Origin of the sequence: Streptomyces cupreus (assembly GCF_014257025.1) — a bacterium.
Taxonomy (GTDB): Bacteria; Actinomycetota; Actinomycetes; order Streptomycetales; family Streptomycetaceae; genus Streptomyces; species Streptomyces cupreus.
Window position 1 is genome coordinate 22,851 of the sequence record NZ_JACMSF010000038.1, and the last position, 23,462, is coordinate 46,312.

17 protein-coding genes are annotated in these 23,462 nt (G+C 72.4%); all 17 read right to left on the bottom strand.

The genetic code is table 11. From position 1 onward, the window contains the following. Positions 1-9: 9 nt before the first annotated feature. The 17 genes from H4N64_RS29240 to H4N64_RS29320 all read right to left on the bottom strand — a co-directional run bounded on the left by H4N64_RS29240 (position 10) and on the right by H4N64_RS29320 (position 23,223). The gene (locus H4N64_RS29240; protein ID WP_186285434.1) at positions 10-1,461 is read right to left on the bottom strand and encodes a nitrosuccinate lyase; all 1,452 of its coding nucleotides are present in this window, start codon (positions 1,459-1,461) and stop codon (positions 10-12) included. Positions 1,462-1,578: 117 nt separating this feature from the next. Beyond that, positions 1,579-3,531, bottom strand: coding sequence for an FAD/NAD(P)-binding protein (locus H4N64_RS29245; protein WP_186285435.1), 1,953 nt, complete (start codon positions 3,529-3,531; stop codon positions 1,579-1,581). Further along, complete coding sequence (locus H4N64_RS29250; protein WP_186285436.1) at positions 3,528-4,310, bottom strand: 4'-phosphopantetheinyl transferase family protein; 783 nt, start codon at positions 4,308-4,310, stop codon at positions 3,528-3,530. Before H4N64_RS29250 ends, H4N64_RS29245 begins: the two co-directional genes overlap by 4 nt. Continuing rightward, a complete protein-coding gene (locus tag H4N64_RS29255; RefSeq protein WP_186285437.1) occupies positions 4,307-6,520 on the bottom strand; it encodes an anthranilate synthase component I in 2,214 nt (737 codons plus the stop codon). The genes H4N64_RS29250 and H4N64_RS29255 overlap by 4 nt, the downstream gene beginning before the upstream one ends. 714 nt (positions 6,521-7,234) lie before the next feature. Beyond that, entirely contained in the window at positions 7,235-8,848 is a 1,614-nt protein-coding gene (locus tag H4N64_RS29260; protein ID WP_260860043.1) for an FAD-dependent monooxygenase, read from the bottom strand. Between the two features lie 5 nt (positions 8,849-8,853). Then, positions 8,854-10,395 carry a class I adenylate-forming enzyme family protein gene (locus tag H4N64_RS29265; protein WP_186285439.1) on the bottom strand — a complete coding sequence of 514 codons (1,542 nt, stop codon included), beginning with the start codon at positions 10,393-10,395 and terminating at the stop codon, positions 8,854-8,856. Positions 10,396-10,400: 5 nt separating this feature from the next. After that, positions 10,401-10,658, bottom strand: a complete 258-nt coding sequence (locus tag H4N64_RS29270) for a phosphopantetheine-binding protein (RefSeq protein WP_186285440.1) — start codon at positions 10,656-10,658, stop codon at positions 10,401-10,403. Positions 10,659-10,763: 105 nt separating this feature from the next. Then, entirely contained in the window at positions 10,764-13,025 is a 2,262-nt protein-coding gene (locus tag H4N64_RS29275) for an MMPL family transporter (RefSeq protein ID WP_186285441.1), read from the bottom strand. A 66-nt stretch (positions 13,026-13,091) separates the two neighbouring features. Then, positions 13,092-14,090 carry a transglutaminase-like domain-containing protein gene (locus tag H4N64_RS29280; protein WP_186285442.1) on the bottom strand — a complete coding sequence of 333 codons (999 nt, stop codon included), beginning with the start codon at positions 14,088-14,090 and terminating at the stop codon, positions 13,092-13,094. Next, entirely contained in the window at positions 14,087-15,649 is a 1,563-nt protein-coding gene (locus tag H4N64_RS29285) for a class I adenylate-forming enzyme family protein (protein WP_186285443.1), read from the bottom strand. Before H4N64_RS29285 ends, H4N64_RS29280 begins: the two co-directional genes overlap by 4 nt. Further along, positions 15,649-15,930 (bottom strand): hypothetical protein, encoded by a 282-nt coding sequence (locus H4N64_RS29290; RefSeq protein WP_186285444.1) that lies wholly within the window; start codon positions 15,928-15,930, stop codon positions 15,649-15,651. The genes H4N64_RS29285 and H4N64_RS29290 overlap by 1 nt, the downstream gene beginning before the upstream one ends. A 172-nt stretch (positions 15,931-16,102) precedes the next feature. Further along, positions 16,103-17,248, bottom strand: a complete 1,146-nt coding sequence (locus tag H4N64_RS29295) for an SDR family oxidoreductase (RefSeq protein WP_186285445.1) — start codon at positions 17,246-17,248, stop codon at positions 16,103-16,105. A gap of 156 nt (positions 17,249-17,404) precedes the next feature. After that, on the bottom strand, positions 17,405-18,298 hold the full coding sequence (locus H4N64_RS29300; protein ID WP_186285446.1) for an alpha/beta fold hydrolase: 894 nt from the start codon (positions 18,296-18,298) through the stop codon (positions 17,405-17,407). A 166-nt stretch (positions 18,299-18,464) separates the two neighbouring features. After that, complete coding sequence (locus H4N64_RS29305; protein ID WP_186285447.1) at positions 18,465-20,468, bottom strand: AfsR/SARP family transcriptional regulator; 2,004 nt, start codon at positions 20,466-20,468, stop codon at positions 18,465-18,467. Then, positions 20,465-20,671 carry a hypothetical protein gene (locus H4N64_RS29310; RefSeq protein ID WP_186285448.1) on the bottom strand — a complete coding sequence of 69 codons (207 nt, stop codon included), beginning with the start codon at positions 20,669-20,671 and terminating at the stop codon, positions 20,465-20,467. The genes H4N64_RS29305 and H4N64_RS29310 overlap by 4 nt, the downstream gene beginning before the upstream one ends. Further along, on the bottom strand, positions 20,668-21,657 hold the full coding sequence (locus H4N64_RS29315; protein WP_186285449.1) for an AraC family transcriptional regulator: 990 nt from the start codon (positions 21,655-21,657) through the stop codon (positions 20,668-20,670). Before H4N64_RS29315 ends, H4N64_RS29310 begins: the two co-directional genes overlap by 4 nt. Before the next feature lie 177 nt (positions 21,658-21,834). Continuing rightward, the gene (locus H4N64_RS29320; RefSeq protein ID WP_186285450.1) at positions 21,835-23,223 is read right to left on the bottom strand and encodes a class II 3-deoxy-7-phosphoheptulonate synthase; all 1,389 of its coding nucleotides are present in this window, start codon (positions 23,221-23,223) and stop codon (positions 21,835-21,837) included. Positions 23,224-23,462 lie beyond the last annotated feature (239 nt).

Consider the following 23,462-nt stretch of genomic DNA (forward strand, 5'->3'; position numbering starts at 1 on the left):
GGCATGTGCTCATGCTGCCGACCGGTCGGGGACGGACGTACCGAGAACCGCCGTGTCCCGTACGACCGTCCCCGTGCCCACCGCCCGGTCCACCAGGCCCGGAGCGGCACCCACGTACCGTGCCGGATCCAGCAACGCCTCCAGCTCCGCCGCGGTCAGATGCCGCGTCACCTCATCGGCCGCCGCGAGGACCTCCGCCAGGCCCGTCCCACGGTCCGCCGCCTCGTGCGAGGCCCGCGTCAGCAGCGCCCGCGCCTCAGCCTTGCCGAGCAGCGGGGTCAGTACGGCCGCGATCCGCTCGGAGACGATCTGTCCCCCCGTCAGGTCGAGGTTCGCGCGCATGCGCCCGGCGTCGACCGTGAGGCCCTCCAGCAGCTCAGCCGCCGTGTGCGCCGAACCGCCCGCCAGCCGCAGGCACTCCCGCAGAGGCCCCCACTCCGCGTGCCAGGCACCGCCCGAACGCTCGTCCTCCGCGAGCATCGTGCCGTACAACACGGCGGCGAGCTGTGGGACTTGGAGCGCGGCCGAGCGCATCAGCGTGGCGAGCACCGGGTTCCGCTTGTGCGGCATGGCCGAGGAGGCGCCGCGTCCGGCCACCGCCGGTTCGGTGACCTCGCCGACCTCGGTGCGGGCCATCGACTGGACGTCGACGGCGATCTTGCCCAGCGCGGAGGTGAGGTAGGCACACACCGCGCCCGTGTCGGCTATGGGTGTCCGCAACACATGCCAGGGCAGTGCGGCCGGGGCCAGGCCGGTCTCGCGCGCGTACGCCTCCACCAGGCGGTCGGCGTAGTCGTCGCCGGGGCCGCCGGCGTGTTCCAGATAGCCGGCGAGGGTGCCGGCGGCACCGCCCAACTCGACGGGCAGGGAAGCGGCCAGCTCGTCCAGGCGGCGACGGGCGTCGGTCACCAGCTGAAGCCAGCCGGCCGCCTTCAGGCCGAAGGTGGTGGGCACGGCGTGCAGGGTGAGGGTGCGGCCCGCCATCGGGGTGGCCCGGTGGGTGCGGGCCAGCCGCTCCAGGGCGGCGACGCAGCGGTCGAGGTCGGCGCGGACGAGTCCGGCGGCCCGCCGGACGATCAGCATCGTGGCCGTGTCCAGGATGTCCTGGCTGGTCGAGCCGCGGTGCACATACTCGGCGGCGGCCGGGTCCCGCGCGGCGACCACGGCGGTCAGCGCCTTCACGAACCCGACGACGGGGTTGGCCGTCTCCCGGGCCGCGTGGGCGAGGGCGACGAGGTCGAGGCGCTCGGGGTCGGCCGCGTCGACGATCGCGCGTGCCGCGGACTCCGGCACGGTGCCGAGGCGGGCCTGCGCCCGGACGAGCGCGGTCTCGGCCTCGACCATGGCCGACAGCCAGGCCTCGTCGGACACCGCCGCCTCCACGGGCGTACCCGCCCGCACCGGGGACAGCAGCCCGGAGTCCACGAAGGACGAAGGCTCCGGGGAGAGAGGGATGGTCATGGTTGGCTCCGATTTCCGGTGAAGGTTGGCGATCGGCGGATCCGTGCCGGCCGGCCGCCGGTTCCCCGGCGTGTGCCTGGCACGGATCCGCCGTTCGGCGTCCGTGACGCCCAGGTGTCACGCCGCCGTCCGCTGCAAGCTGTCCCGCTGTTCCAGTACCGCCCCGAGCGCCGCCTGGGCGATGGCGTCGGAGTCGGTGAGGGTCACCGAGTTGACGCCGGGACGGATGCCCGCGGCCGTCACCCAGTGGACCGACTCCGTGGGCACGCCGAAGGCGTACCGGCGCGGGTGCGGGCGCCGGGCGGCGTCCAGGAGCTGGAAGGGGCGAGGGGTCACCGCGAGGCCTTCCGTGTAGATCCAGGTGCCGTTGCGGGTGGCGATCCGGTGCGTGGCGCACTGGCCGGTGTCCAGCAGGTGCCTCAACAGCGGATCCTCGGTGCGGCTGAGCGTGATGTCGGGCAGCCGCGCCTCGATCAGCACCTCGGTGCTGATCCGGGAGCCCGGCACCAGCGGCGAGTGGGCGTGGAAGCCGTGGCGGTCGACGTCGACGCGCAGATCGGGGCCGACGATGTGCAGCACACCGGCCTCGATCAGGGCGGCCGCCTCCTCGATGCGGGACGCGGGCGGCCCGATGGAGAGGAAGGCGTTGAGCGGCGTGTACCAGCGGTCCAGGTGCTCACGGTGGGAGTCGCCGTGCAGTCCGCCGTGATCGACGACGAGCCGGATCTCGTTGCGCAGGTCGCGCAGCACGTCCAGGGCGGCCTTCAGCGGACCGCTGACATTGCCGCTGCGGGCCTCGGCGACATCCTCGCGCAGATGGTCCAGGAGCCAGGCGGTGAAGTCCTCGGGGCTGCCGAACTCCTGGTCCTGGTACGGCTGGGAGAGCCGGTCCCAGTCCCAGCGGTCCTTCTCACCGATCTCGTACGCGTCGAGCACCGTCTCCTCCGCGGACGTGCCCGGCAGCGCGCTGAGAAAGGCCCGCTGGAACGCCTCGGCGCGGTCCGCACGACCGCGCGAGACCAGCAGCGTCCTGTAGTAGACGGTCTCGACCTCCTTGGCGACCAGCGGCCACACGTCCCGCAGGAAGTCGGCGCCGCCGGAGCCGCGCGCGGCCCGCATCCGGGCGGTCCGGGCCGGGGTGAGCAGCAGCGGCTCATGCCGACCGTGCGGGCCCTTCTCGTTCTCGCCGCGTGCCTGGTAGGGCACCCCGCGCCGGGAACCGGCGTACAGCCGGGGTTCACGCCCGGAGGGCAGATAGACCAACCGGCCGTAGACGCGGGTGAAGCTGCCGCCGCGGCCGGTGGTGAGCAGGGCCATGTAGTCGAAGAAGTTCAGACCGAGCCCGCGCAGCAGGACCGGCTGGCCCGGGCGTACGCATTCCAGGTCGGTGTCGGCCGGGTTGGAGGGGGCGAGATGGGTGTGGCCGTACTCGCGGGCGAGGTCGGCGAACTGCTCCTCCACGGCCGTCGGCCGGGCCGGCAGATGGCCCTGGGCCAGGACGACGGAGTCCAGGTGCTCCAAGGCCGTGCCGTCGTCCAGGGTGACCGTCTGGCGTGGTGGATGGCCGGTCGCCAGGGCGGCGGCCTCGTCGTCCAGGGCCACGGCACGGGCCCGGTGCCAGGTGACGGTCACGCAGTCCGGGGCGCCCGCGACGGTGCGGTCGAAGGCCCAGCGCAGATAGTGGCCGTAGAACGCCCGGGTCGGGTAGGTGTCGGGGCCCAGCTCGCGGGCCTCGGCGAGGACATGGTCGGGGTGATGGCCGGGGATGTCACCGGCGACCAGCGACCGGGCCCAGGCGTGCAGGCTGGGGCCCGGTTCCAGGGGGCCGGTCAGCTCGACGCTGGCGTCGGTGAACACCGAGATCTGTCCGGCCACCGTGTTCATCAGCAGATGCGCGGACTGGCTGGTGCGCCAGACCTGGCCGGCACCGGGCGCGTGCGGGTCGACGACATGGATGCCGACGGTGGTGTCGGGGGCGGCGGCACGGGCGGCGGCGCAGAGCCGCTCGATCACGGAGAGACCCCGCGGTCCCGCGCCGATCACGCACACGGTGTGCTGTCTGGTGGTCATGTCTGCTGTCCGTCCTGCTGAATACGGAACTCGGTACGGGAAGTGGGGGAGCCGGGCGGCCACGGCAGGGCGACCGCCGCGATCATGCGGCTGCCGACCACGGCGCAGCGGCCGGTGGTGCCGGGCGCGGGACCGCGTACGACACGCAGCCGCACCGGCACGCCCGGGTCCTGGCCGGCCGGCGGCTCCTCCCACTCCAGGTCCACGGACTGGAAGGAGACGCCGTCCTGGGTGTCGGGCGGCAGCGCCTTGTAGAGGGCCTCCTTGACGCAGAACAGCCGGAGCACGGCACGGGCCGGGTCGGGGCAGTCGCGCAGCCGGTCGCGCTCCTCGGGCGTGCACACGTAGTGCACGGCGGAGAGCAACTCCTCGCCCGTCTCCAGGGGTTCGATGTCGATGCCGAGCCCGACGCCGTGGTCGGGTCCGGTCACGCACAGGGCGACCCGGTTGGTGTGACTCAGCGAGCCGGCCACGCCGTACGGCCAGCTCGGCGCCCCTCGGGCGTCGGCGCTCAGCCATCGGGGCATGCCGGTCAGGGCGGCCGTGGCACGGGCCGCGGCCAGGCGTCCCGCGGTGAAGGTCTCGCGGCGCAGCGGCGCGGTGAAGCCGCGCAGCAACTCCCGGACCGGCGCGGGCAGTTGGGCGAAGTCCAGCTCGCCGGTGTGCGCCTGCGCCGCGATCACGGGCGGCTCGAACAGGGCCGCTACGGCGGCCAGGTCGACGGGCTCGGGGTCACCGCTCGCCGACGCCGACACCGGGGCCGGGAGCAGGGCGCTCACCGCAGGGCTCCTATCGGGGTACGGGTGAGCCGCGCCACCGCGTTGTGCACCACGAGCCGGCCGGTACGCCCGGCGGTGGTCATGATCGACTCGGGGTGGAACTGGACCGCGGCGAACCGGCGCTCGGGCGCCTCCACGGCCATCGCGACCCGCCCGTCCTCGGTGGCCGCCGTGACCCGCAGGGAGTCGGGCAGCTGGGCCGGGTCGGCGTAGAGGGAGTGGTAGCGGCCGACGGTGAAGCTCTTGGGCAGTCCGTCGAGGAGCATCGAGTCGGCCTCGGTGCGCCTGACCCGGGACGGCTTGCCGTGCACCGGCTCGGGCAGCACGCCGAGGGTGCCGCCGAGGTACTCGACGATGCCCTGCAGGCCCAGGCAGACCCCGAACACCGGGATGCCGAGCCGCTCGGCCTCGGCGAGCGTGGCGGCGGTGCCGAAGTCGGACGGGGTGCCCGGTCCCGGCGAGAGCACCACCAGGTCGGGCCGCTGCTCGGCGAGCAGCGGGAGGTGGCCGCCGCTGCGGTAGGTGCCGACCTCGGCGCCGGTCTCGCGCAGATAGCCCGCGAGGCAGTGCACGAAGGAGTCGCGGTGGTCGACCAGCAGGATCCGCCGCCCCGCGCCGGGCCCCTCCTCGACGCCGAGCCGGGCAGGCCGTAGGGGCGTGGCGGGCTCGTCCAGGACGCCGAGCAGGGCCTTCGCCTTCAGCTCGGTCTCCAGTTCCTCGTCCTCGGGGGTGGAGTCGTGCAGCAGGGTCGCGCCGGCGCGGACCGTGGCCACGCCGTCGTGCAGATGGATGGTGCGCAGGGTCAGCACGGTGTCCAGGCCGCCGTCGAACCCGATCCGGCCCACCGCTCCCCCGTACCAGCGGCGCGGGGAGCGCTCGTGCCGTTCGATGAACTCGATGGCGGACAGCTTGGGTGCCCCGGTGACGGTGACCGCCCACAGGTGGGCGAGGAAGGCGTCCAGGGCGTCCCGGTCGGGCCTGAGCACCCCTTCGACCCGGTCGACGGTGTGGATGAGGGTGGAGTACATCTCGATGCGGCGGCGGGCGGTGACCTGGACGGTGCCGGGCAGGCAGACCCGGGACTTGTCGTTGCGGTCGACGTCCGTGCACATCGTCAGCTCGTGCTCGTCCTTGGACGAGTTGAGCAGGGTACGGATGCGGTCGGCGTCCTCCAGCGCGTCCCGACCGCGGGCGATGGTGCCGCTGATCGGGGAGGTCTCGACGAGGGCGCCGGACGCGCCGCGCGGGGTGACCCTTACGAACATCTCCGGCGAGGCGCCGACCAGGTACTCGTCCTGGGCGAGGTTCATCAGCAGGCTGTGCGGGGCGGGGTTGCGCTCGCGCAGGGTGCGGAACAGCCGGGACGGCGGGCGCTCGACGACCCGGTGGAAGGACTGGCTCGGCACGACCTCGAAGAGGTCGCCGGAGCGGAACAGCGGGCGGGCCCGCTCGACGACGCGGGCGTACTCGCCGGGCGCGTGGTCCCTTTCGGGGGCCTGCGCGGCGGGCACGAAGGGGCGGGCCGGGGTGGCCCGGTCCAGGCCGTCGGTGCGGGAGGCGCCGACGCGGAAGTCGTAGTCGTGCCGGACCGCTTCATCGGCCTTGAGATCGAGTTCGTAGATGGTGTCGGGCAGGTGCAGCACCATGTCGCGGTCGCCGGGGGCGCGGTGCTGGCCGAGCGTCACCGGATCGACCTGGAAGATCAGGTCGTAGCCGAAGGCGCCGTAGAGGCCGAGCAGCGCGTCGTCGGGGAGGGCGAGGCCCTCGACGACGGACCGGATGGCGGCGAAGACGCCGACCTGGCGGGTGCGGTCCTCCTCCGCGAAGGTGCCGTCGGGGACGCCGCCGCGCACACGCAGGGTGTCACCGTCGGCCTCGGCGCGACCGCCGGGTCCGATCGCGCGGGAGAACAGCGCCAGCAGGGCGGGGAGCAGGACGCGGCCGCGCTCGTTGAGCGCGGTGGCCCGTATCTCCTGGCCGGTAGCCGTGATCTCCACCGGCGGGTCGGAGTAACCGATGATCCGGTCGGGACCGCGGAACAGAAGCATGCCGCGGCGCTCGTCGAGGGTGTCCTCAAGGTCGGTGCGGAGGACGGCGGCGGAGCCGAGGAGCTCGGTGGTGCGGACGACCTCGACTCCGACGGGTGTCGTCCACCGCCCGGACGTGGCTGCCCGGCCGGTGCGCGGCCGGGAGGTTTCCAGCAGGGGCATCCCCCAAATTCCTTTCTCGAACCCGGTGGTGTCCCGGGGCTGAAAAGCGGCGGGCCCGCGCCCGGAGCAGGCCGGGGTACGGGGTTGTCGTGGCCGGGGACGAAGCCCTGGCCGGGGCCGGGGGCACGGATGGTGACCCGGGACTGGAAGGCTGTCGGCCCGCACACCCTCGCCCCAGGGCAAGGGGCAGCGTGCGGGGCGCGTGGTCTGGGGCCGGTGGCCCTTATGGCGAGCGCGTGGTCTGGGCCCGGTGGCCTGGGCGTGGGTGTCTGGTCAGGGGCCGGTGGCGCATGCAGTGGGTATCTGGTCAGGGGCCGGTGGCCCATGCAGTGGGCGCGTGGTCAGGGGCCGGTGGCCCATGAGGCGGGCGCGTGGTCAAGGGCCGGTGGCCTGTGCCGTGGATGTCTGGTCAGGGGCCGGTGGCCGATGCAGTGGGTGTCTGGTCAGAGGCCGGTGGCCCATGCAGTGGGCGCGTGGTCAAGGGCCGGTGGCCTGTGCGGTGGATGTCTGGTCAGGGGCCGGTGGCCATGAGGCGGGCGCGCGGTCAGGGGCCGGTGGCACTTATTGGTGGGCACGTGGTCAGGGGCCGGTAGCCCAAGAGGTGCGCGTCTGGCCAAGGGCCGGTGGCCCAAGAGGCGGGCGTCTGGTCCAGGGCCGGTGGCCTGTGCGGCGGGCGCGGGTCGAGGGACGGTGGCCTGTGCGGTGGGTGGCTGGTCAGGGCTCCGTGGTCCATACGGTGTCGGCGCGGCCTGAGCGGGCATGGGTCCAGCCCTGGCTCAGTTCGTTCGGACGGCACACGTAGGCAGTGCGCATCCCGGCCGCCGTCAGTCGTTCGGCGAGCGCCGAGCGGGCGGTGCGGTCGGCGGCGGGGAGCCGGGGGCCGGGGGCTACGGCCACCACATCGAGCGGTACGGCGGTGGCGAGCGCGACGACCGAGTCGACGACCCGGGCCACGGGCTCCTCGGCCGGCGCCGGTGCCTGGATCAGCAACCCGAGTACGGCGTTCGGCAGTTCGGCCCGCAGTCCCTTCAGCCGCTCCTCGGCCTGCTCGTCGGCGGCGACCAGCAGGGGGCCGTCGTGGCCGGCCGGTGCCTGCGCCCCGGGTGCCAGGAGCAGCGCGTCGCCCGGAACCGCGGAACCGTCGGACGACACCAGCGCGGGTACCGGACCCTCCGGCAGTGCCGTCACCCCGTCACCGATCTTCGCGAGTTGGGGATCGAGCCGCAGCAGCACATCCGCGGCGGACTGACCGGTGCGGGTGAGCAGCCGCAGCATCAGCGTGGCCGGGTCAAGAGCGCGGTGCTCCTCCGGGTGCGACCACATCCGCAGGCTCGCCCAGGCCGCCTGCTGCACGGACTCCACGATCGGCCGGCGGGTCGCCTCGTACGCGGCGAGCGTCGCGTCGAGGTCGTCGCCCTCCCCGTGCTCGGAGAGCCGGCGGGCCAGCTCCACCGCGTCCTCCAGGGCCAGGGTGGTGCCCGAGCCGACGGAGAAGTGCGCGGTGTGCACGGCGTCGCCGAGGCCCACCAGGCGGCCGCTGGACCAGCGGGAGCTGGTGATGTGCGGGAAGGTCAGCCAGCGAGAGCCGTTGCCGAGCAGCTTCGCCCCGCGCAGGTGCTCGGCGAACACCTCGGCGCAGAACTCCATGGCCTGCTCGTCGTTCCAGCCGGGCGGCTTGGTGGCGCCCTCGGTGAAACCGGCCCGCTGCCAGGCCTGTTCGCCCAGCTCGACCAGGAACGTCGACCGGTCCGGACCGTAGGGATACACATGGGCGCCGACCGGTCCGTACTCACTGTCGGCGAAGAGGAACGTCATCGCGCCGAAGGCACGGTCCACGCCGAACCAGGCGTACCGGCCGCGTCCGGGGACGACCTCGGCCCCGAACTCCCCGGCGAAAGAAGTCCTCGTGCGGCTGCCGGAGCCGTCGGCGGCGACCACGACGTCGTAGCGCCCGAGCAGTTCGGCGGCGTCGGCCTCCGTGTTGAAGTACAGGCGGGCGCCCGCGTCTTCGGCCAGTTCGTTCAGTGCGGTGAGCAGGGTGCGGCGCTCGACCGCGGCGAAGCCGTGACCGGAGGAACGGATCTCCTCGCCGTCCCGGCGCACCTCCACGTCGTCCCAGCGGGCGCCGCGGTCCAGCAGGGCGGCGACCACATCGGGGGCGGCGCGGCGCAGCCGGGCCAGGCTGAAGCGGGAGAAGACCACGCCGAAGCCGTAGGTGGCACCGGCCGGGCTGCGTTCGTAGACGTCGACCTCGTGGCCGCCGAGGCGGCGCAGCAGCAGGGCCAGCATGAGCCCGCCGGGGCCCGCGCCTATGCAGGCGACTCGCATGCCGCTCACGCTCCCCGGTCCACGGGCGGCACCGGGGCGGCGCCCGGCATGCCGTCGGCGAAACGCTCCCGCAGCTTGCGGCGCAGGATCTTTCCGGCCGCGCTGCGCGGGATCTCGGACACGAACTCGATGCGCACCGGCCGCTTGTAGCTGGCCAGTTCGCTGGCGCAGGCCTTCAACAGCCCGGCCGCGGAGACCTCTTCGCCTTCGGCGACGACGAACGCCACCGGGACCTCGCCCCATTCCTCCGAGGGCGCGCCCACGACGGCCGCGTCGGCGACGCCGCGCTGGGCGCCGAGGACCCGCTCGATCTCGGCGGGGTAGACGTTCTGCCCACCGCGGATGAGGACGTCGTTGATCCGGTCGACCAGGTAGAGGTAGCCGTCGGCGTCGGAGTAGCCGAGGTCACCGGTGCGCAGCCAGCCGTCGCGCAGGGTGGACTCGGTGGCCGTGGGGTTGCGCCAGTAGCCGCGCATCAGACCGTCGCCGCGGACGCAGACCTCGCCGATCTCGCCGGGCGGCAGCGCCTTGCCCTCCTTGTCCTGCACCTCGATGTGGCAGCCGGGCAGCATCCGGCCCGCCGAGCGCAGCCGCAGTTCCCGGGTCGCGGCGTCCGCGCCGTGATCCTCGGCCCCGCCGAAGACGACGGTGGCGATCGGGCCGCCGCCCTCGGTGATGCCGTAGATCCCGCGGAACGGGCAGGGGAAGCGCTCCAGGGACTCGCGCAGCAGCTCCTCCGGCATGGGGGCGCCGCCGAACATGACGTCGACGAGGGTGGACAGGTCGGTGGAGTCGAAGGCCTTGGTGCGCATCGCGAAGCGGACCATGGACGGCACCAGGAAGGCGCGGGTCGCGCCGCGCTGCTCGGCCTCGGCGAGGAAACGCTGCGGGGCGAACTCCCGCTGAAGGACCAGGGTTCCGCTGGCCGCGAGCAGGGCCAGGCCGATCACCATCGATCCGTGGAACAGCGGACACGGGTTGAGCATGACGTCGTCGGCGGTGAACCGGGCCTCGGCGGCGAGAGCCGTGTAGCAGGCCGACACCGAGCGGTGGGTGACGGCGACGCCCTTGGCCCGGCCGGTGGTGGCCGAGGTGTGCAGGATCGCGAACAGGTCGTCCATGTGGGGCAGCGACAGCGCCCGGGGCGGGGTGGCGAGCAGCTCCTCGTAGGCGGGGCTGTCCAGGGCGAGGCGCCAGCTGTCGCCGAACGCGTCACCGAGCCGGTCCAGGACGCCCTGCTCGGCGATCACGCCGCGCGGGGCGGAGTTGGAGACGACGTGCTCGACCTCAGGGGCCGGGAAGGAGTGGTTGACGGGGCAGACGATCGCCCCGGCCTTGCCGGCCGCGATGTACAGCTCCAGCACCTCGACCCGGTTGGGCGAGCTGACGACGAGACGCTCACCGGGGCCGACCCCGCGGTCGATCAGCGCGGCGGCCAACGCGTCGGTACGTTCGTCGAGTTCACGCCAGGTGAGCGAGAGCCGCTCGTCGGCGAGGGCGAGTGCGTCGGGGCGCTGTCCGGCGTGCCGCCGGACGAAGTGGGCCATCCACATCAGCGGGCCTCGCTCACGGAGGCGGAGCGCGCGGTCAGCACCTGGTCGATGCCGGCGACGGTGTGCAGCGCGGTCAGTTCGTCGTCGTCGAGCGGGCTGCCGGTCTGCTCCTCGATGGCGAGGGCGAGCCGGATCAGGTCGCCGGAGTTGAGCCCTGCCGTCGTCAGATCGTCGTCGCGGCCGATGCCGTCGAGGAGTTCGGGCAGATCGACGAACTCCAGCAGGAGCGCGTGGCCCGGGGTGAGCTGGTCGGACATGGGAGTTCCCCTCGGATACGTGTCTGGGTGGGTGTGGGGGGAGGGAGGCCCGGCGGGGCCCCGGTGGCCGTGGGGCCCCGCCGGTGGTTCGTTACGCCGCTCGGGTCACCGGCCGACGTCGGCAGGCTCACGCCCGGCGTCCACGGACTTGCCGGAACCGGCGTTCGCCGGGGCCAGGTCGTCCTCGCCCTCGCTCAGGCCGAACCGCTCGTAGATGCGGGTCAGCGGGCGCGGGGCCCACCAGTTGTAGCGGCCGGCCAGGCGCATGAAGGCCGGGACCAGGACACCCCGGACGAGGGTGGCGTCCATCAGTACGGCCAGGGCGAGACCGAGGCCGAGCAGCTTCATGTACGTGATGCCGGAGACCAGGAAGGAGGCGAAGACCAGGGCGATCAGCGCGGCGGCCGCGGTGACCAGGCCGCCGGTGCGCTGGAGGCCCAGCGCGACGGCCCGGGTGTTGTCTCCATTGCGGTCGTACTCCTCCTTGATGCGGGACAGGAGGAAGACCTCGTAGTCCATGGAGAGGCCGAAGGCCACGCAGAACATCATGATCGGGGTGGTGGCCACGATGCCGCCGGTGACGGTGAAGTCGCCGGTCAGCCACATCAGATTGCCGTCCTGGAAGACCCAGACCATGGCACCGAAGGTGGCGGTGAGGCTGAGCAGGTTGAGCACGAAGGCCTTCACCGGCATCAGCACGCTGCCCGTCATCAGGAACAGCAGCACGAACGTGGAGACGGCGATCAGCAGCAGCGCCCACGGCATGCGGTCGGTCAGCGAGGTCATCGTGTCCTTGAAGGAGGCCGCGGTGCCCGCCACCTTCACGTCCTCGAACGGCGCCTTCGTGTCCCGGATGTCGTCGACCAGATCCTGGCCCGCGTCGGTGTAGGAGCCGACCTCCGGGATCACCGACAGCCAGGTGCCCTCGCCCTTTTCGTAGCGCTCGTTGATCGCGCCGGCCGGGGCGATCTGCTTGCCGTCCGTGTAGGAGCCGGTCAGGGCGTCGACCCTGGCGACGTTGTCGAGCTTGGACAGCGTCTCGGCGTAGGCCGCGACATTCGTCTCCCGTTCGGCCGCGTCACCGGCGTTCTCGGCGACGACCATGAGCGGTTCCATCTCGCGGGCCGAGTAGTCCTCGACGAGGACCGTGCCGACCTGGTGCGCCTCGGCGTCCGCGGGCAGGGTGCGTTCGTCGGCGAGGTTGAGCTTGATACCGAGGAACGGCGAGCCGAGCAGCAGCAGGATCACGATGACACCGGTGGCCAGCGGCAGCGGACGGCGCATCACCAGGGTGGCGAGCTTGTGCCAGAAGCCGCTCTCGACGGCCGTCTCGGGCTTCTTGCGGTTCCACGACCACTTGTTGATCCGCGTGCCGATGACCGCGAGCAGCGCCGGCAGCAGCACCAGGGCGGCGACCACCGCGAAAGCGACGACCGCGATACCGGCGTAGGCGAAGGAGCGCAGGAAGTACATCGGGAACAGCAGCAGCGCCGACAGCGACAGCGCCACGGTGATCGCCGAGTACAGGACGGTACGGCCGGCGGTGCGCAGGCTGGTGGCGATGGCGTCGTTGACCTCGGCGCCCTTCTTCAGCTCCTCCCGGTACCTGCTCACCACGAACAGGCTGTAGTCGATGCCGAGTCCGAGGCCGAGGCCCGTGGTGAGGTTCATCGCGAAGACCGACACATCGGTCAGCTCCACCAGCACCCGCAGCACACCGAGGGCGCCGATGATGGCGACGATGCCGACGGCCAGCGGCAGCAGGGCCGCGATGACCCCGCGGAAGATGAAGACCAGCAGGATCAGGGTCAGCGGCAGCACCAGGGTCTCGGCGAGCGCGAGGTCCTCCTGGGTCTGCTCGTTCATCTCCGCGTACGCCTCGGCACGGCCGCCGAACTGGATCTGCAGGCCCTCGAAGCCGTCCTCGTAGTGCGGGCGCAGCTTGGCCAGGTAGTCGTCGACCTCGTCCTCGTTGCCCTCCAGATGGGCGAGGACCAGGGCGGAGTCGGACTTCTCGGCCTTCAGCGAGGGCGCCTTGTCCAGGGTCCAGTAGGAGGCCGCCTCCTGGACGCCGTCCTCGGCGCCGAGCTTCCCGGTCAGCTCGGCGCCCTTGGCGGCGGTGTCCGGGTCGTCGACTCCCCGCGGGGTCTTCACGAGCAGCACGAGGTTGGGCTCACCGGTGCCGAACTTCTCGCCGAGGATCTCGTTCGCCTGCGTCGACGGGGCGTCGGGCACCTCGTAACCACCGGAGGACAGCTTGCTGTTGACGGCGCCGCCCAGTCCTCCGGCCACGACACAGAACAGCAGTCCCAGCCAGAGAACCAGCTTTCGGCGGCCGGTCGCCAAGGCGGCCAGCTTGTTGAACATGGGTATTCCTCCAGAAATGACGGGGCGGGGCGTCGCCCCGATGGGGGGATGTGTCCACCCGTGCGCTCAGGCGGGGGTACGGGCGGCGGGGAGCCCGCGGCAGTCGACGCGGACGTGTCCGCCGGCCACGCAGTCGTGGTCGGCCAGCGACTCGTCGACGGACCGGTCCCAGGCAAGGAGCCGGTTGTGCACCGAACCTCGGGTGAAGTCGGCGAACTCTGGGTGGGTGGTGCGGTGGCGGGAGCCGAGATACGCCAGCACCGGGTCCAGGAGCAGCCAGCGGCCCTCCTCGAACACCTCGGTCCAGGCGTGCTCGACCCCGACCAGACCGAGCAGGAAGCCACGGCGGGTGCGGGCGCGGACGCCCGCCTCCTCGGCCCACCGCTGCATCTGCCAGGCGGCGACCACGCAGTCCACGGTGCGGTGCTCGATCGCGACGGCGGGGCGGGCCCGCAGTGCCTCGGGCACCCAGCCGTACTGGTACTCGCCGGAGATCAGCCGGTCGAGCAGGTCGTCGTGGATACGGCGGACGGTGTCGGTGCGGGGGGCGTCCCGGTGGCCGCGGGTGGTGACCGTGGCGATCATCGAGCCGGCCTCTTCCCGCACCCACTCCGTCAGCCGGCCCTCGTACAGCTTGGGGGCGGGTTCGGCGGGGACCGGGGTGGTGACGCAGCTGGTGCAGCCGGCGGCGGAGCAGGTGGCGGTGAGCCGGATCCGGGTGACCCGCTCGGTCATCCACTGCTCGGGCTGTCCGGCCGCGAGCCGCATGCACTGGCGTTCGCCCAGCTCGGCCAGGGAGCGGCCGAGGCCGGACTGGAGCCCGAGGTTCATCACGTCGTGGTAGTCGTAGCGCAGCCCGTCGGGGGTGTCCTCGGCGGGGAAGCCGGCGCCCACCAGGTTCTCCAGGACGGCCTCGTCGATGGCGAGTTCGCGGGCCGCCTCGGCGTGGGCGAGCCGGGCGACGCGGAACTCCCGGGGCACCGCGACGAGCCGTTCCACCGCCGGGAGCCAGTTGAGCCAGAGTTCCGCCGCCGTGGTGGTCCGGCGCGGCGGGGCGGTCGTCATCGTTCCTCCCCTGCCGTGGCCAGGACCGGCAGATCGCCCGCGGCCAGCCGGCGTGCCACCTCCAGCCGCTTGACCTTCCAGGTGGCCGTGTGCGGGATGTCGTCCCAGCGGCACTGCACCGGGGCGGCGAGTTCGGGCAGTCCGGCGACCGCGCGGCGCCAGGCGGCGAGGTCCAGCGGGGCGTCGCCGCGGGTGACCACCAGCGGGATCGCGGGCCCGTCGGACATCGGGATGATGACGGCCTCGGTGAGCTGCGGCAGCGCTTCGAGGATGTCGTCCTCGGCCGCCAGCAGGCTCTCCACGCCGCTGCCCCGGTCCACGATCCGGTCGAACAGGTGCAGACAGCCGCGGTCGCTGACCAGGCCGTAGTCGCCCATCGCCCACCAGCCGTCGACCCGCTGGTCGGGGGAGCCGAGATAGCTGGGGGTGACTCCGGAGGAACGGGCGAAGATCTGCCCGGGGACGCCCTTGGGGGCCTTGTCGCCCTGGTCGTCCACCACGCGGATCTTGGTGTGGCCGAGCACCCCCCGGCCCACGCAACGGCCGTCGTCGCAGCGGCTCTTGAGCTTGTGCGACTTGACGGTGACGGGTCCGGTCTCGGTCTGGCCGTACGCCTGCATGTAGCGGGCGCCGGGCCTGGCCGCGGCGAGCAGGGTGCGGATGGTGCGGGGGTGGGCGGCGTCGAAGGAGCTGACGAACAGCCTTGTCTGCGCGAACAGTTCGGGCTGCCGCTCGGCCACCTCCTCCCAGCGGATGAAGGCGTTCGGGACGGTCTCCACCACACCCGGGCGCACCGCGGCGAGCAGCTCGGCGGCGTTCTCGGGGGCGGTGTCGGTGAGGAAGCCCAGCGGCAGGCCGAGCGCCAGGATGGCGAGCATCCCGGACATGCAGCGGGCGTGCACCGGCGACAGGCACATCAGGTACGGGTCGCGCACCCGCAGCACCTTGCCGATGGTGATCTGCGGACGGGCGTGCCCGGCGAAGCTGTGCACGGAGTGCAGCACCAGCTTGGGCACTCCCGTGGTGCCGGAGCTGTGGGTGACCAGCTGCGGGGTGTCCTCGCGGGGCACCACGGCGGGCGGGATGTGGCCGCGCTCGGCGTCCAGCAGGGAGAGCCCGTGCTCGCCGCGCTCGCCGACGTACCAGCGCGGCAGCATGGGGTCGACGGAGTCCAGCACGCCGGCCGCCTCGGTGGTGGCGTCGGTGAGGACGGCCGCCGGGGCGGCGCGCTCCGTCATGACGCCGAGCGCCTTGAAGCCGACGGCCGAGTGCACCAGCACCGGCACGGCGCCGATCCGGGCGCAGGCGAAGGCCAGCAGGGGTATGTCGAAGTTGGACTGCTTGACGATGAGGATGCGCTGGCCGTCGGTGACGCCGGCCCCGGAGAGCAGGGCGGCGGCCTCCTCGACCAGGTCGGCGAAGGTGGCGTAGTCGAAGTTCCGGCCCGCCTGCGGGAACAGGTCGAGCGGCTTGTCGAGGCGGATCGGCACCGCGCGGTGGCGGCGGGCGGCCTCGGCGGGGGCGGTGGCCAGCGCGAGCCGGCGGTTCACGCGAGCCATCACGCACCCCCCGCCTTGGCCGTACGGCGCTCCAGGTGCTCGGTGATGTGGGCGAGCAGCGCGTCGTAGGACGAGAACGCCTCGGTCGGCTGGTCCAGGTCCCACTCGATGCCGAAGGCGTCCTCGACGTCGGCGAGCAGTCGCATGAAGCCCGCCGACGCGAGCCCCAGGTTCCACAGCGACGCCGCACGGGCCGCCGGGTCTTCCAGCGGCAGCGGAGCGCCGACCGCGTTCTCCAGCAGGCCGCGCAGATGCTCCGCGACCGTCGTGCTGTCGTACATGTCTCCTCCAGTGACGGCCCGCGGGGTGACGCAGGCTCGGGGATCTTTTGAAGCGAGGGGCTGGGCAGCGCCGCCAAGGGGCGCGGGACTGTGTCGATTTGCGGCTACCGCCGCGTGGGCGCGACCAGCCACGACGGCGCCGCAGCTGATCGACGGCCCTCTCAGCGGAGCGTCAGGCGGCTACGGGGTGGACGATCCGGTCGTTGCCGCTGTTCTCCTCGAAGCCGCGCAGGGTGCGCAGGTAGTAGAGGAGGTACTCGGCCAGGTCCTCCTCGCCGGTGGGCGCGAAGGAGGCGTCGGGGCCGCAGACGGCGGCGGTGTTGGTGAGGTCGAAGCGCTTGTTGTAGCGGAGGTAGGAGCGGTAGAAGTTCATGCCGCCGTCGAGGGCCTCGTCGATCGCGGTGAAGCCGTCGCGGTCGTCCACCCACAGCGGCTCGCGCAGACCGATCAGCTCGAAGATCTGCGTGACCATGTCGCGGACCTTCGGTCCGTCGGAGTTGCCGAGGTGGAAGTACGTCTCCGTCGAGTCCGACAGCGAGATGGCGACGGCGTTGCGGGCGACGATGTCGACCGGGACGAGGTTGACGACGGTCTCGGGGTCGGCCAGCAGCCGGACCCGGGCGTGCGAGAGGAAGGTGCCGAGCTTGCGGGAGGCGGTCTTCTTGAAGACCAGCACCTGACGGGCGAAGCCGTACAGGCCGGACCAGTTCAGCCCGTGCCGGGTGACGCTGTGGCCGATGACCACGGTGGGCCGCAGGATGCGGATCCGCATGTCGCCGGCGGCCTCCTCGACGAGGGCCTCGGCCCGCATCTTGGTCTGCTCGTAGCAGTTGTTGGCCACCGACCGGTCGGTCACCGGGCCCTCGGCGATCAGGTCGGTCCGCGAGCCCGCGACATAGGCGGTGGAGACGTAGTTGAAGGTGCTCGCGCCCGTCCTGCGGGCGAGTTCGAGGACGTTGGCGGTGCCCTGGACGTTCTGCGCCTCGATCTCGGTGCGGTACTCCTCCTCGTAGCGCAGCGAGGCGGCGCAGTGCCAGACCTCGTCGACGGGCGGCACCGTGGTCAGGTCGACTCCGCAGCCGTCCACGGTCATGTCGCCGTGCACGGCGACGGTCCGACGCAGGATCTCCGGGTGCAGGTCGGAGCGGCCGTAGCCGTCGGCCATCGCCGAGAGCGTGTCGTGCAGGCGCCGCGTCGCCTCGGAGTCGTCCTTGCCGCGGACCAGTGCGATGACGGGGTCGTCGGTCTTGTCGAGGAGTTCGAGGACCACGGCTCCGCCGACGAAGCCGGTGGCCCCGGTCAACAGACGTGTTGTCATGAGTGCTTGTCTCCAGCGTCGGGACGTGGTGTGCGTCGATGAGGTGCTGCGGTGGTGCAGCGGATCGGGGTTCGGGGGTGCGGGCGGGCGGCGCGGCGGAGGGCCGGCGGGTGCGGGATCACCGGACCCCGGCCGCCCCCGTGTCGCCCGTCCCCGCTACGCGCCGGTGACCGCGGTGGCGGTCTCGGCCGCGTGTCGCGCCTCCAGTTCGTGTACGAACTCGGAGACGGCCGTCTGGAAGCCCTGCGGGTCGTCGAAGAACGGCACGTGGCCGGCGTGCTTGAGGGTGACCGCCCGGCTGTCCGGGATGCGGGCCAGGGCGTCCTCGATGACGGACTCGCTCCAGGCGAAGTCGCCGTCGCCGTTGATGATCAGCGTCGGGGCGGCGAGGCGGGCGAGCTCCTCGGGGTCGTCCTCGATCTCCAGGGAGGCGAGCAGGTTCTCCCGGATGGAGCCGACGGAGAGCAGGGACAGGAAGTTGTCCTTGAGCGCCAGATAGGCCGCGGTGCCGCCCTCGTGGATCATCTGGTCCGGGAAGACCAGCGGGTAGAGGTGGCCGAACAGCTGCTGGGTGCCGCCGGACTCCAGGCTCGCCAGCCAGGAGCGGCTGACCAGCTTGCGGCGCAGGGTGCCGTTGGGCGAGAACGCCGGGCCCACCAGGACCAGGCCTGCCACGCGCTCGGGGTACTTGAGCGCGAACTCCCGGGCGATGAGGGTGGATATGGACGTGCCGACCAGGTAGGTCTTCTCGATGCCGAGGTGGTCCAGCAGGCGGCGCACGTCCTCGACGTGGTCCATGAACTTCACCGGCTCGGGGCCCGGGTTGGAGGCGCCCTGGTTGCGCAGGTCGTAGTGGACGAGCCGGAAGTCGTCGGCCAGGGCGGTGGTGAAGTTCCGCCAGATCGGGCTGACGATGTAGAAGTTGTTCAGCAGGGTCACCGCCGGGCCCTCGCCGCTGTCCTCGTAGTACAGCTCCCCGCCGCCGGGCAGGGCGAGCGCGGAGTGGTTGAGGTAGCGGACATCGAGCTGGCCGAACTGCTGGTCCGTCATGGGGTCTCCTTGGATGGTTCGTTCCGTCGCCGTTGTCCAGACTCCGACGGCCCGTTCAACACCCGCCCAAGGCGTGTCCAAGAGCGGGACAACGTGCTGGTCAGAGCAGTTTTTCGAGGGTTGTGCGGGGCGCTGGGTGCGGACGATCGGGGAAGGCTGAAAAGGGTCAGGTGGCCGGGGTCACCGGGCGCCGCCTCGGCGGACCGGGGACCGGGCCGTGCGAGCGGGCCGGGAGCAGCCCACGGCGGGCGGCGCCGATGACGTACGGTCGGTCGGCCTCGGAACCGGCGGTATCGGTCCGACCGGCGTCGGACCACGCGGAGTCCATCCGGCCGGCGGAGCGACCGGTCGCGTGCGCGAGGACACCGAACCGGACGATCTCCGGGACCCGGAAGGTGGCCGAGCCGCCCGGCGGGGCGTCGGCGAGGACCAGGACATGCCGGTCCAGCAGCCGCCCCACGACCGACTGGGCGCTCCAGGTGTCGAGTTCGAGCACCTTCTTGACCTGCTCGGTGTCGAAGGGCCCCGGGCCCGCCGCGGCGAGCAGGAACATCGACCTGCGCAGCCAGGGCGCGAGCCGGGCCAGGGCACTGTCCGCGCGGGCGAGCGCGTCGCAGGCCTCGTCCTGGAGTTCGGCGACCAGACGGTCGTCGTCGAGCAGTCCCGCGGCCAGATCGGTGAGCGTCCACATGGGCCGGGCCGCGTACAGCTCGCCCACCGCCCGCAGCATCAGCGGATGCCTGCCCATCCGGGTGACCATGTGCCGCAGCGCCGGGTGGTGCCCGGTGATGCGCTCCTCGCCGACCAGCCGCTCGAAGAACGCGTCCGCGTCCTCGGCGCCGAGCGGCCCGAGCGTCAGGCGCCGGGCGCCGGGCAGTGACAGCCGGACCCGGGAGGTCACCAGGGTCAGGCAGGAGTCGCCGCCGGGCAGCAGCGCGAGCACCTGGTCGGGTCCTGCGGCGTCGTCGAGCAGCACGAGCAGTGAGCGTTCCCGGGCGGCGGCCCGGAAGAGCGCGGCGAGTCCCTCGGTGTCCTCGGGCTGGCGCTGGCGTCCGATGCCGAGCCCGTCCAGCAGCGACCGCAGCACGGCCTCCGGGGAGCGCGGCCGGTCGGATCCGTCGTGCAGGGACGCGTACAGCAGCCCGTCGGGGAACCGTTCGGCCATCGCGCGGGCGGCCCGCACGGCGAGCGCGGTCTTGCCCACGCCCGCAGGGCCGAGCAGGGTGATCACATGGGGTCCGGGAGCGGCGAACGGCTCGCCGATCTTCGCCAGTTCGAGTTCCCGTCCCACGAAGTCCGGTGTCGACAGCGGCAGTTGATCCACGACCGGGGTGACGGACACCGGGGCCGCGGGACGCCGTACGGCCGCCTTCTCGGGCTTCGCGGCAAGCGGCAGGACCTCGCGCAGTATGTCCTGCTGGAGCCCCCGCACCCGCTCGGACGGCTCGATGCCCAGTTCGTCGACGAGCCGGTGGCGCAGCCGCAGATAGGCGTCTAGGGCCGTGCTGCGCTGTCCCGACCGGTGGGCGGCGATCATCAACTGGGCGGTGAACCGCTCGTCCAGCGGGTGGTCCACGGTGAGCCGGCGCAGCTCCGCCACCAGCGCCTGGTGGCGGCCGAGTTGGAGGTCGGCCTCGATCCGCAGCTCCAGGGCGCTGAGCCGGGCCTCGCCGATCTGCGCGATCCGCGCGGTGAGCAGCGGACCGGCCTCAAGACCGGCGAACGGCTCCCCGCGCCACAGCGCGAGTCCCTCACGCAGCAGCCGGGCGGCGTCCTCGGGCGCCCCGGAGGCGAGCGCGGCACGGGCGCGGGTCGCCCGCTGCTCGAACTCCCACAGATCCAGCTCCCCCGCACGCGCGGTGAGCCGGTATCCGCCGGGCCCGGTCTCCAGGCGCTCCCCGGCGGCGTCGATGCTGCCCTTGAGGGCCTGGCGCAGTTGGTAGATGTACGTCTGCACGGTCTTGCGGGCCAGCCGCGGCGGCTCCTCGTCCCACAGCTCCTCGACGAGGGCCTGCGTGGACACCAGATGGTTGGCGTCCAGCAGCAGTACGGCCATGGCCCGCCGCGCCATCGGCGCGGTCAGGGTGCGGCGCTCGCCGCCCACGTGGATCTCCAGCGGGCCGAGCACCTTGATGCGCAGCTCGGGCAGGCCGGTGGCGGTTGCGGTCATGTCTTCCTCCTCCGGCCCCGGTCCCTGCCCCGGTCCCGTACGGCCGGGTGCGGTGCCGTGTTCTGGTGGGTCACCGTCCTGGCCGAGACCAGGCGGCCGGGGCAGGACGACTCCGGCTCAAGTCCGCCGGGCAGCAGCAGGCCGAGGAAGTGCTCGACGGTTCCGTAGCGCGCCGTCGGGGCGGCGCCGGTGTCCGCGCTCATCGCCGGGCTCCGGCGTTCGCGGGGTCGGTGTCCAGGTGGTGGTCCATGGCGCGGCGCTCCTTCCGGAACTCGCTGGGCGTGACCCCGTAGCGGCCGCGGAACAGGCGGCTGAAGTGGGACGCCCCGTACAGACCGGCCCGCTCGCCGATCAGCGCGACGGGCAGGTGGTCGAGGGTGGGGTCGGCCAGTTCCGACCGGCAGCGGGCGAGCCGCTCGTCGCGGATCCAGCGGGCCGGGCTGACGCCGAACTCCTGGAAGATCTTCTGGAGATAGCGCAGCGAGATGTTGTGCCGGCGGGCCACCTCGATGGGGCTCAGGCTCGGCTCGGCGAGGTGCTCGCGCACATGGGCCTGGATCCTGAGCATCAGCGCCTGGCGGGCGATCTCGCTGTCGGGCGCGACCTCGCGCATCCGCTCGGCGAACAGGACCGCGGTGAGCCCGGCGACGGAGCCGCCGAGCAGATCGACGGCCGTCTCGACCTCCTCGCCGTGCCGGTCCAGGCCTTCGAGCAGGCTGCTCAGCAGGGCGGCCGCCCCCTGGTCGCCGCTCCAGGCGCGGGCGGTCAGACGCTGGGTGTCGGCTGCGGTGAGCCCGACCAGGGAGTGGGTCACCATGACGTCGACCATCCGGAACTGCTCCGGCATGATCACCTTGAACGGGCGCCCGGTGTCGAAGGAGATCAGCTGCGGCGACCGTACGACGCCGTGCCGGCCGTCCTGGAACACCCAGACCTCGCCGTGCAGCGGCCGGCACATCCTGAGCCGCGACCGGCCACCGTCCCCGATCAGCCGCCCGGGACGGACGAGTTCCCGAGGCCCTCCCTGGACGAGCGACACGGTCACCTCGCCGAAGCGATGGCGGGCCGTGGTCCCTTCGAGGATCTCCTCGTGGCTCTTGACGATCTGCAGGCCACCGCGCTCCGCGGGCGGCGGATCGGCAGCGCATCTGCGCAGCTGCCGGGGCTTCACCTCACTGACACGTTGCATCGCGTACCCCCTGTTCCGATGTCGGAGCTCTCGATGAAGCACCACCAGAGAAACATACCCGCATGCGGGTTTTCCACTTGGATCGAGAGTTTCGATGGATACGAAGAGGGCGCGCCGATGAGGCCGGGCCGCTCTCAGCCCGGCCTCACGTCCCGGAATTCAGTGCGAGTGCGCTGGTCAGGCCGCCTGTGCGATACGCGGGCGGGCGGGAGCCAGAGCGGCTCGGTCGGCGTACAACTCCGCGACCTGGAAGGCGAGATCGAGCGCCTGGTAGCGATTGAGCCGGGGGTCGCAGGCGGTCTGGTAGCGCCGGTGCAGGTCCGTCAGACCGATCGGATGACCGCCCCCCACGCACTCGGTGACGTCGTCGCCGGTGAGCTCGATGTGGATGCCGCCGGGGTGGGTGCCGAGCTCGCGGTGCGCCTCGAAGAAGCCGGTCACCTCGTCGAGCACGTCGTCGAAGCGACGGGTCTTGTGACCGCTGGCCGCCGAGAAGGTGTTGCCGTGCATCGGGTCACAGATCCAGGCGACCGGAGCCTGCGCCTCCGCCACCACCTCGACGAGCGAGGGCAGCACGTCACGGACCTTGTCGCGGCCCATGCGCGTGATGAACGACAGGCGGCCCGGCTCGCGTTCGGGGTCGAGCCGGTCGATGAGCGCGAGCACCTCGTCCCGCGAGGCCGACGGACCGAGCTTCACGGCGACGGGGTTGCGGACGGCGGCGGCGAACTCCACGTGGGCGTGGTCGAGTTGGCGGGTGCGCTCACCGATCCAGACCATGTGCCCGGAGACGTCGTAGGCGTACCCCGTGCGGGAGTCGGTACGGGTGAGGGCGGCCTCGTAGTCGAGCAGGAGCGCCTCGTGGCTGGAGTAGAACTCCGCGAGGTGGAACTCGCCGGGGTCCGCGCCACAGGCGGCGAGGAAGGTCAGGGCGCGGTCGATGTCCCGGGCGAGGGCCTCGTAACGGGCGCCGATGGGGGAGTTGTTGACGAAGTCACGGTTCCACTCGTGGACCTGGCGCAGATCGCCGTAGCCGCCGGTGACGAAGGCGCGGATGAGGTTCAGGGTGGAGGCGGAGGCGTGGTACATGCGTTTGAGGCGTTCCGGGTCGGGCCGGCGGGCCTCCTCGGTGAACTCCTGTCCGTTGACGGCGTCGCCGCGGTAGACGGGCAGGGTGATCTCGCCGCGGACCTCGACCGGCTGGGAGCGCGGCTTGGAGTACTGGCCGGCGATCCTGCCGATCTTCACGACCGGTACGGAGGTGGCGTAGGTCAGTACGGCGGCCATCTGGAGCAGGGTCTTGACCTTGTCCCGGACCTGGTCGGCGGTGATCCCGTCGAAGGTCTCGGCGCAGTCGCCGCCCTGGAGCAGGAAGGCCTCGCCCTTGGCCACCCGGGCGATGCGCTCGCGCAGTTGGTCGCATTCCCCGGCGAACACCAGCGGCGGGTAGGACGCCAGCTCTTCGAGCACGCCCTTGAGGGCGTCCGGGTCGGGCCAGTCGGGCTGCTGGGCGGCCGGAAGCAGGCGCCAGGAATCCACATCCGTGATGCGCTGATCAGCATTCATGTCGGGCTGAGCCTCACTCTTGTCCGGGGAAGGGTGTCGGTCGGGCGTCCGGGGAAGGGCCGGTGCGATGCCCTGCGGGCGCGGGTCCTGGGGTACGGAGCGGCCCTCCCACCGCCGGGGCGCTCCTCGCCGGGGGATGTACGAGGAGGGCACCGGTCGACGGGAGGGCCGCGACTCGGGGGGCGAGCGACATCCGGCCCGCCTACGGCCCCGGACTCACCGCGATGCCCCGACTCTAC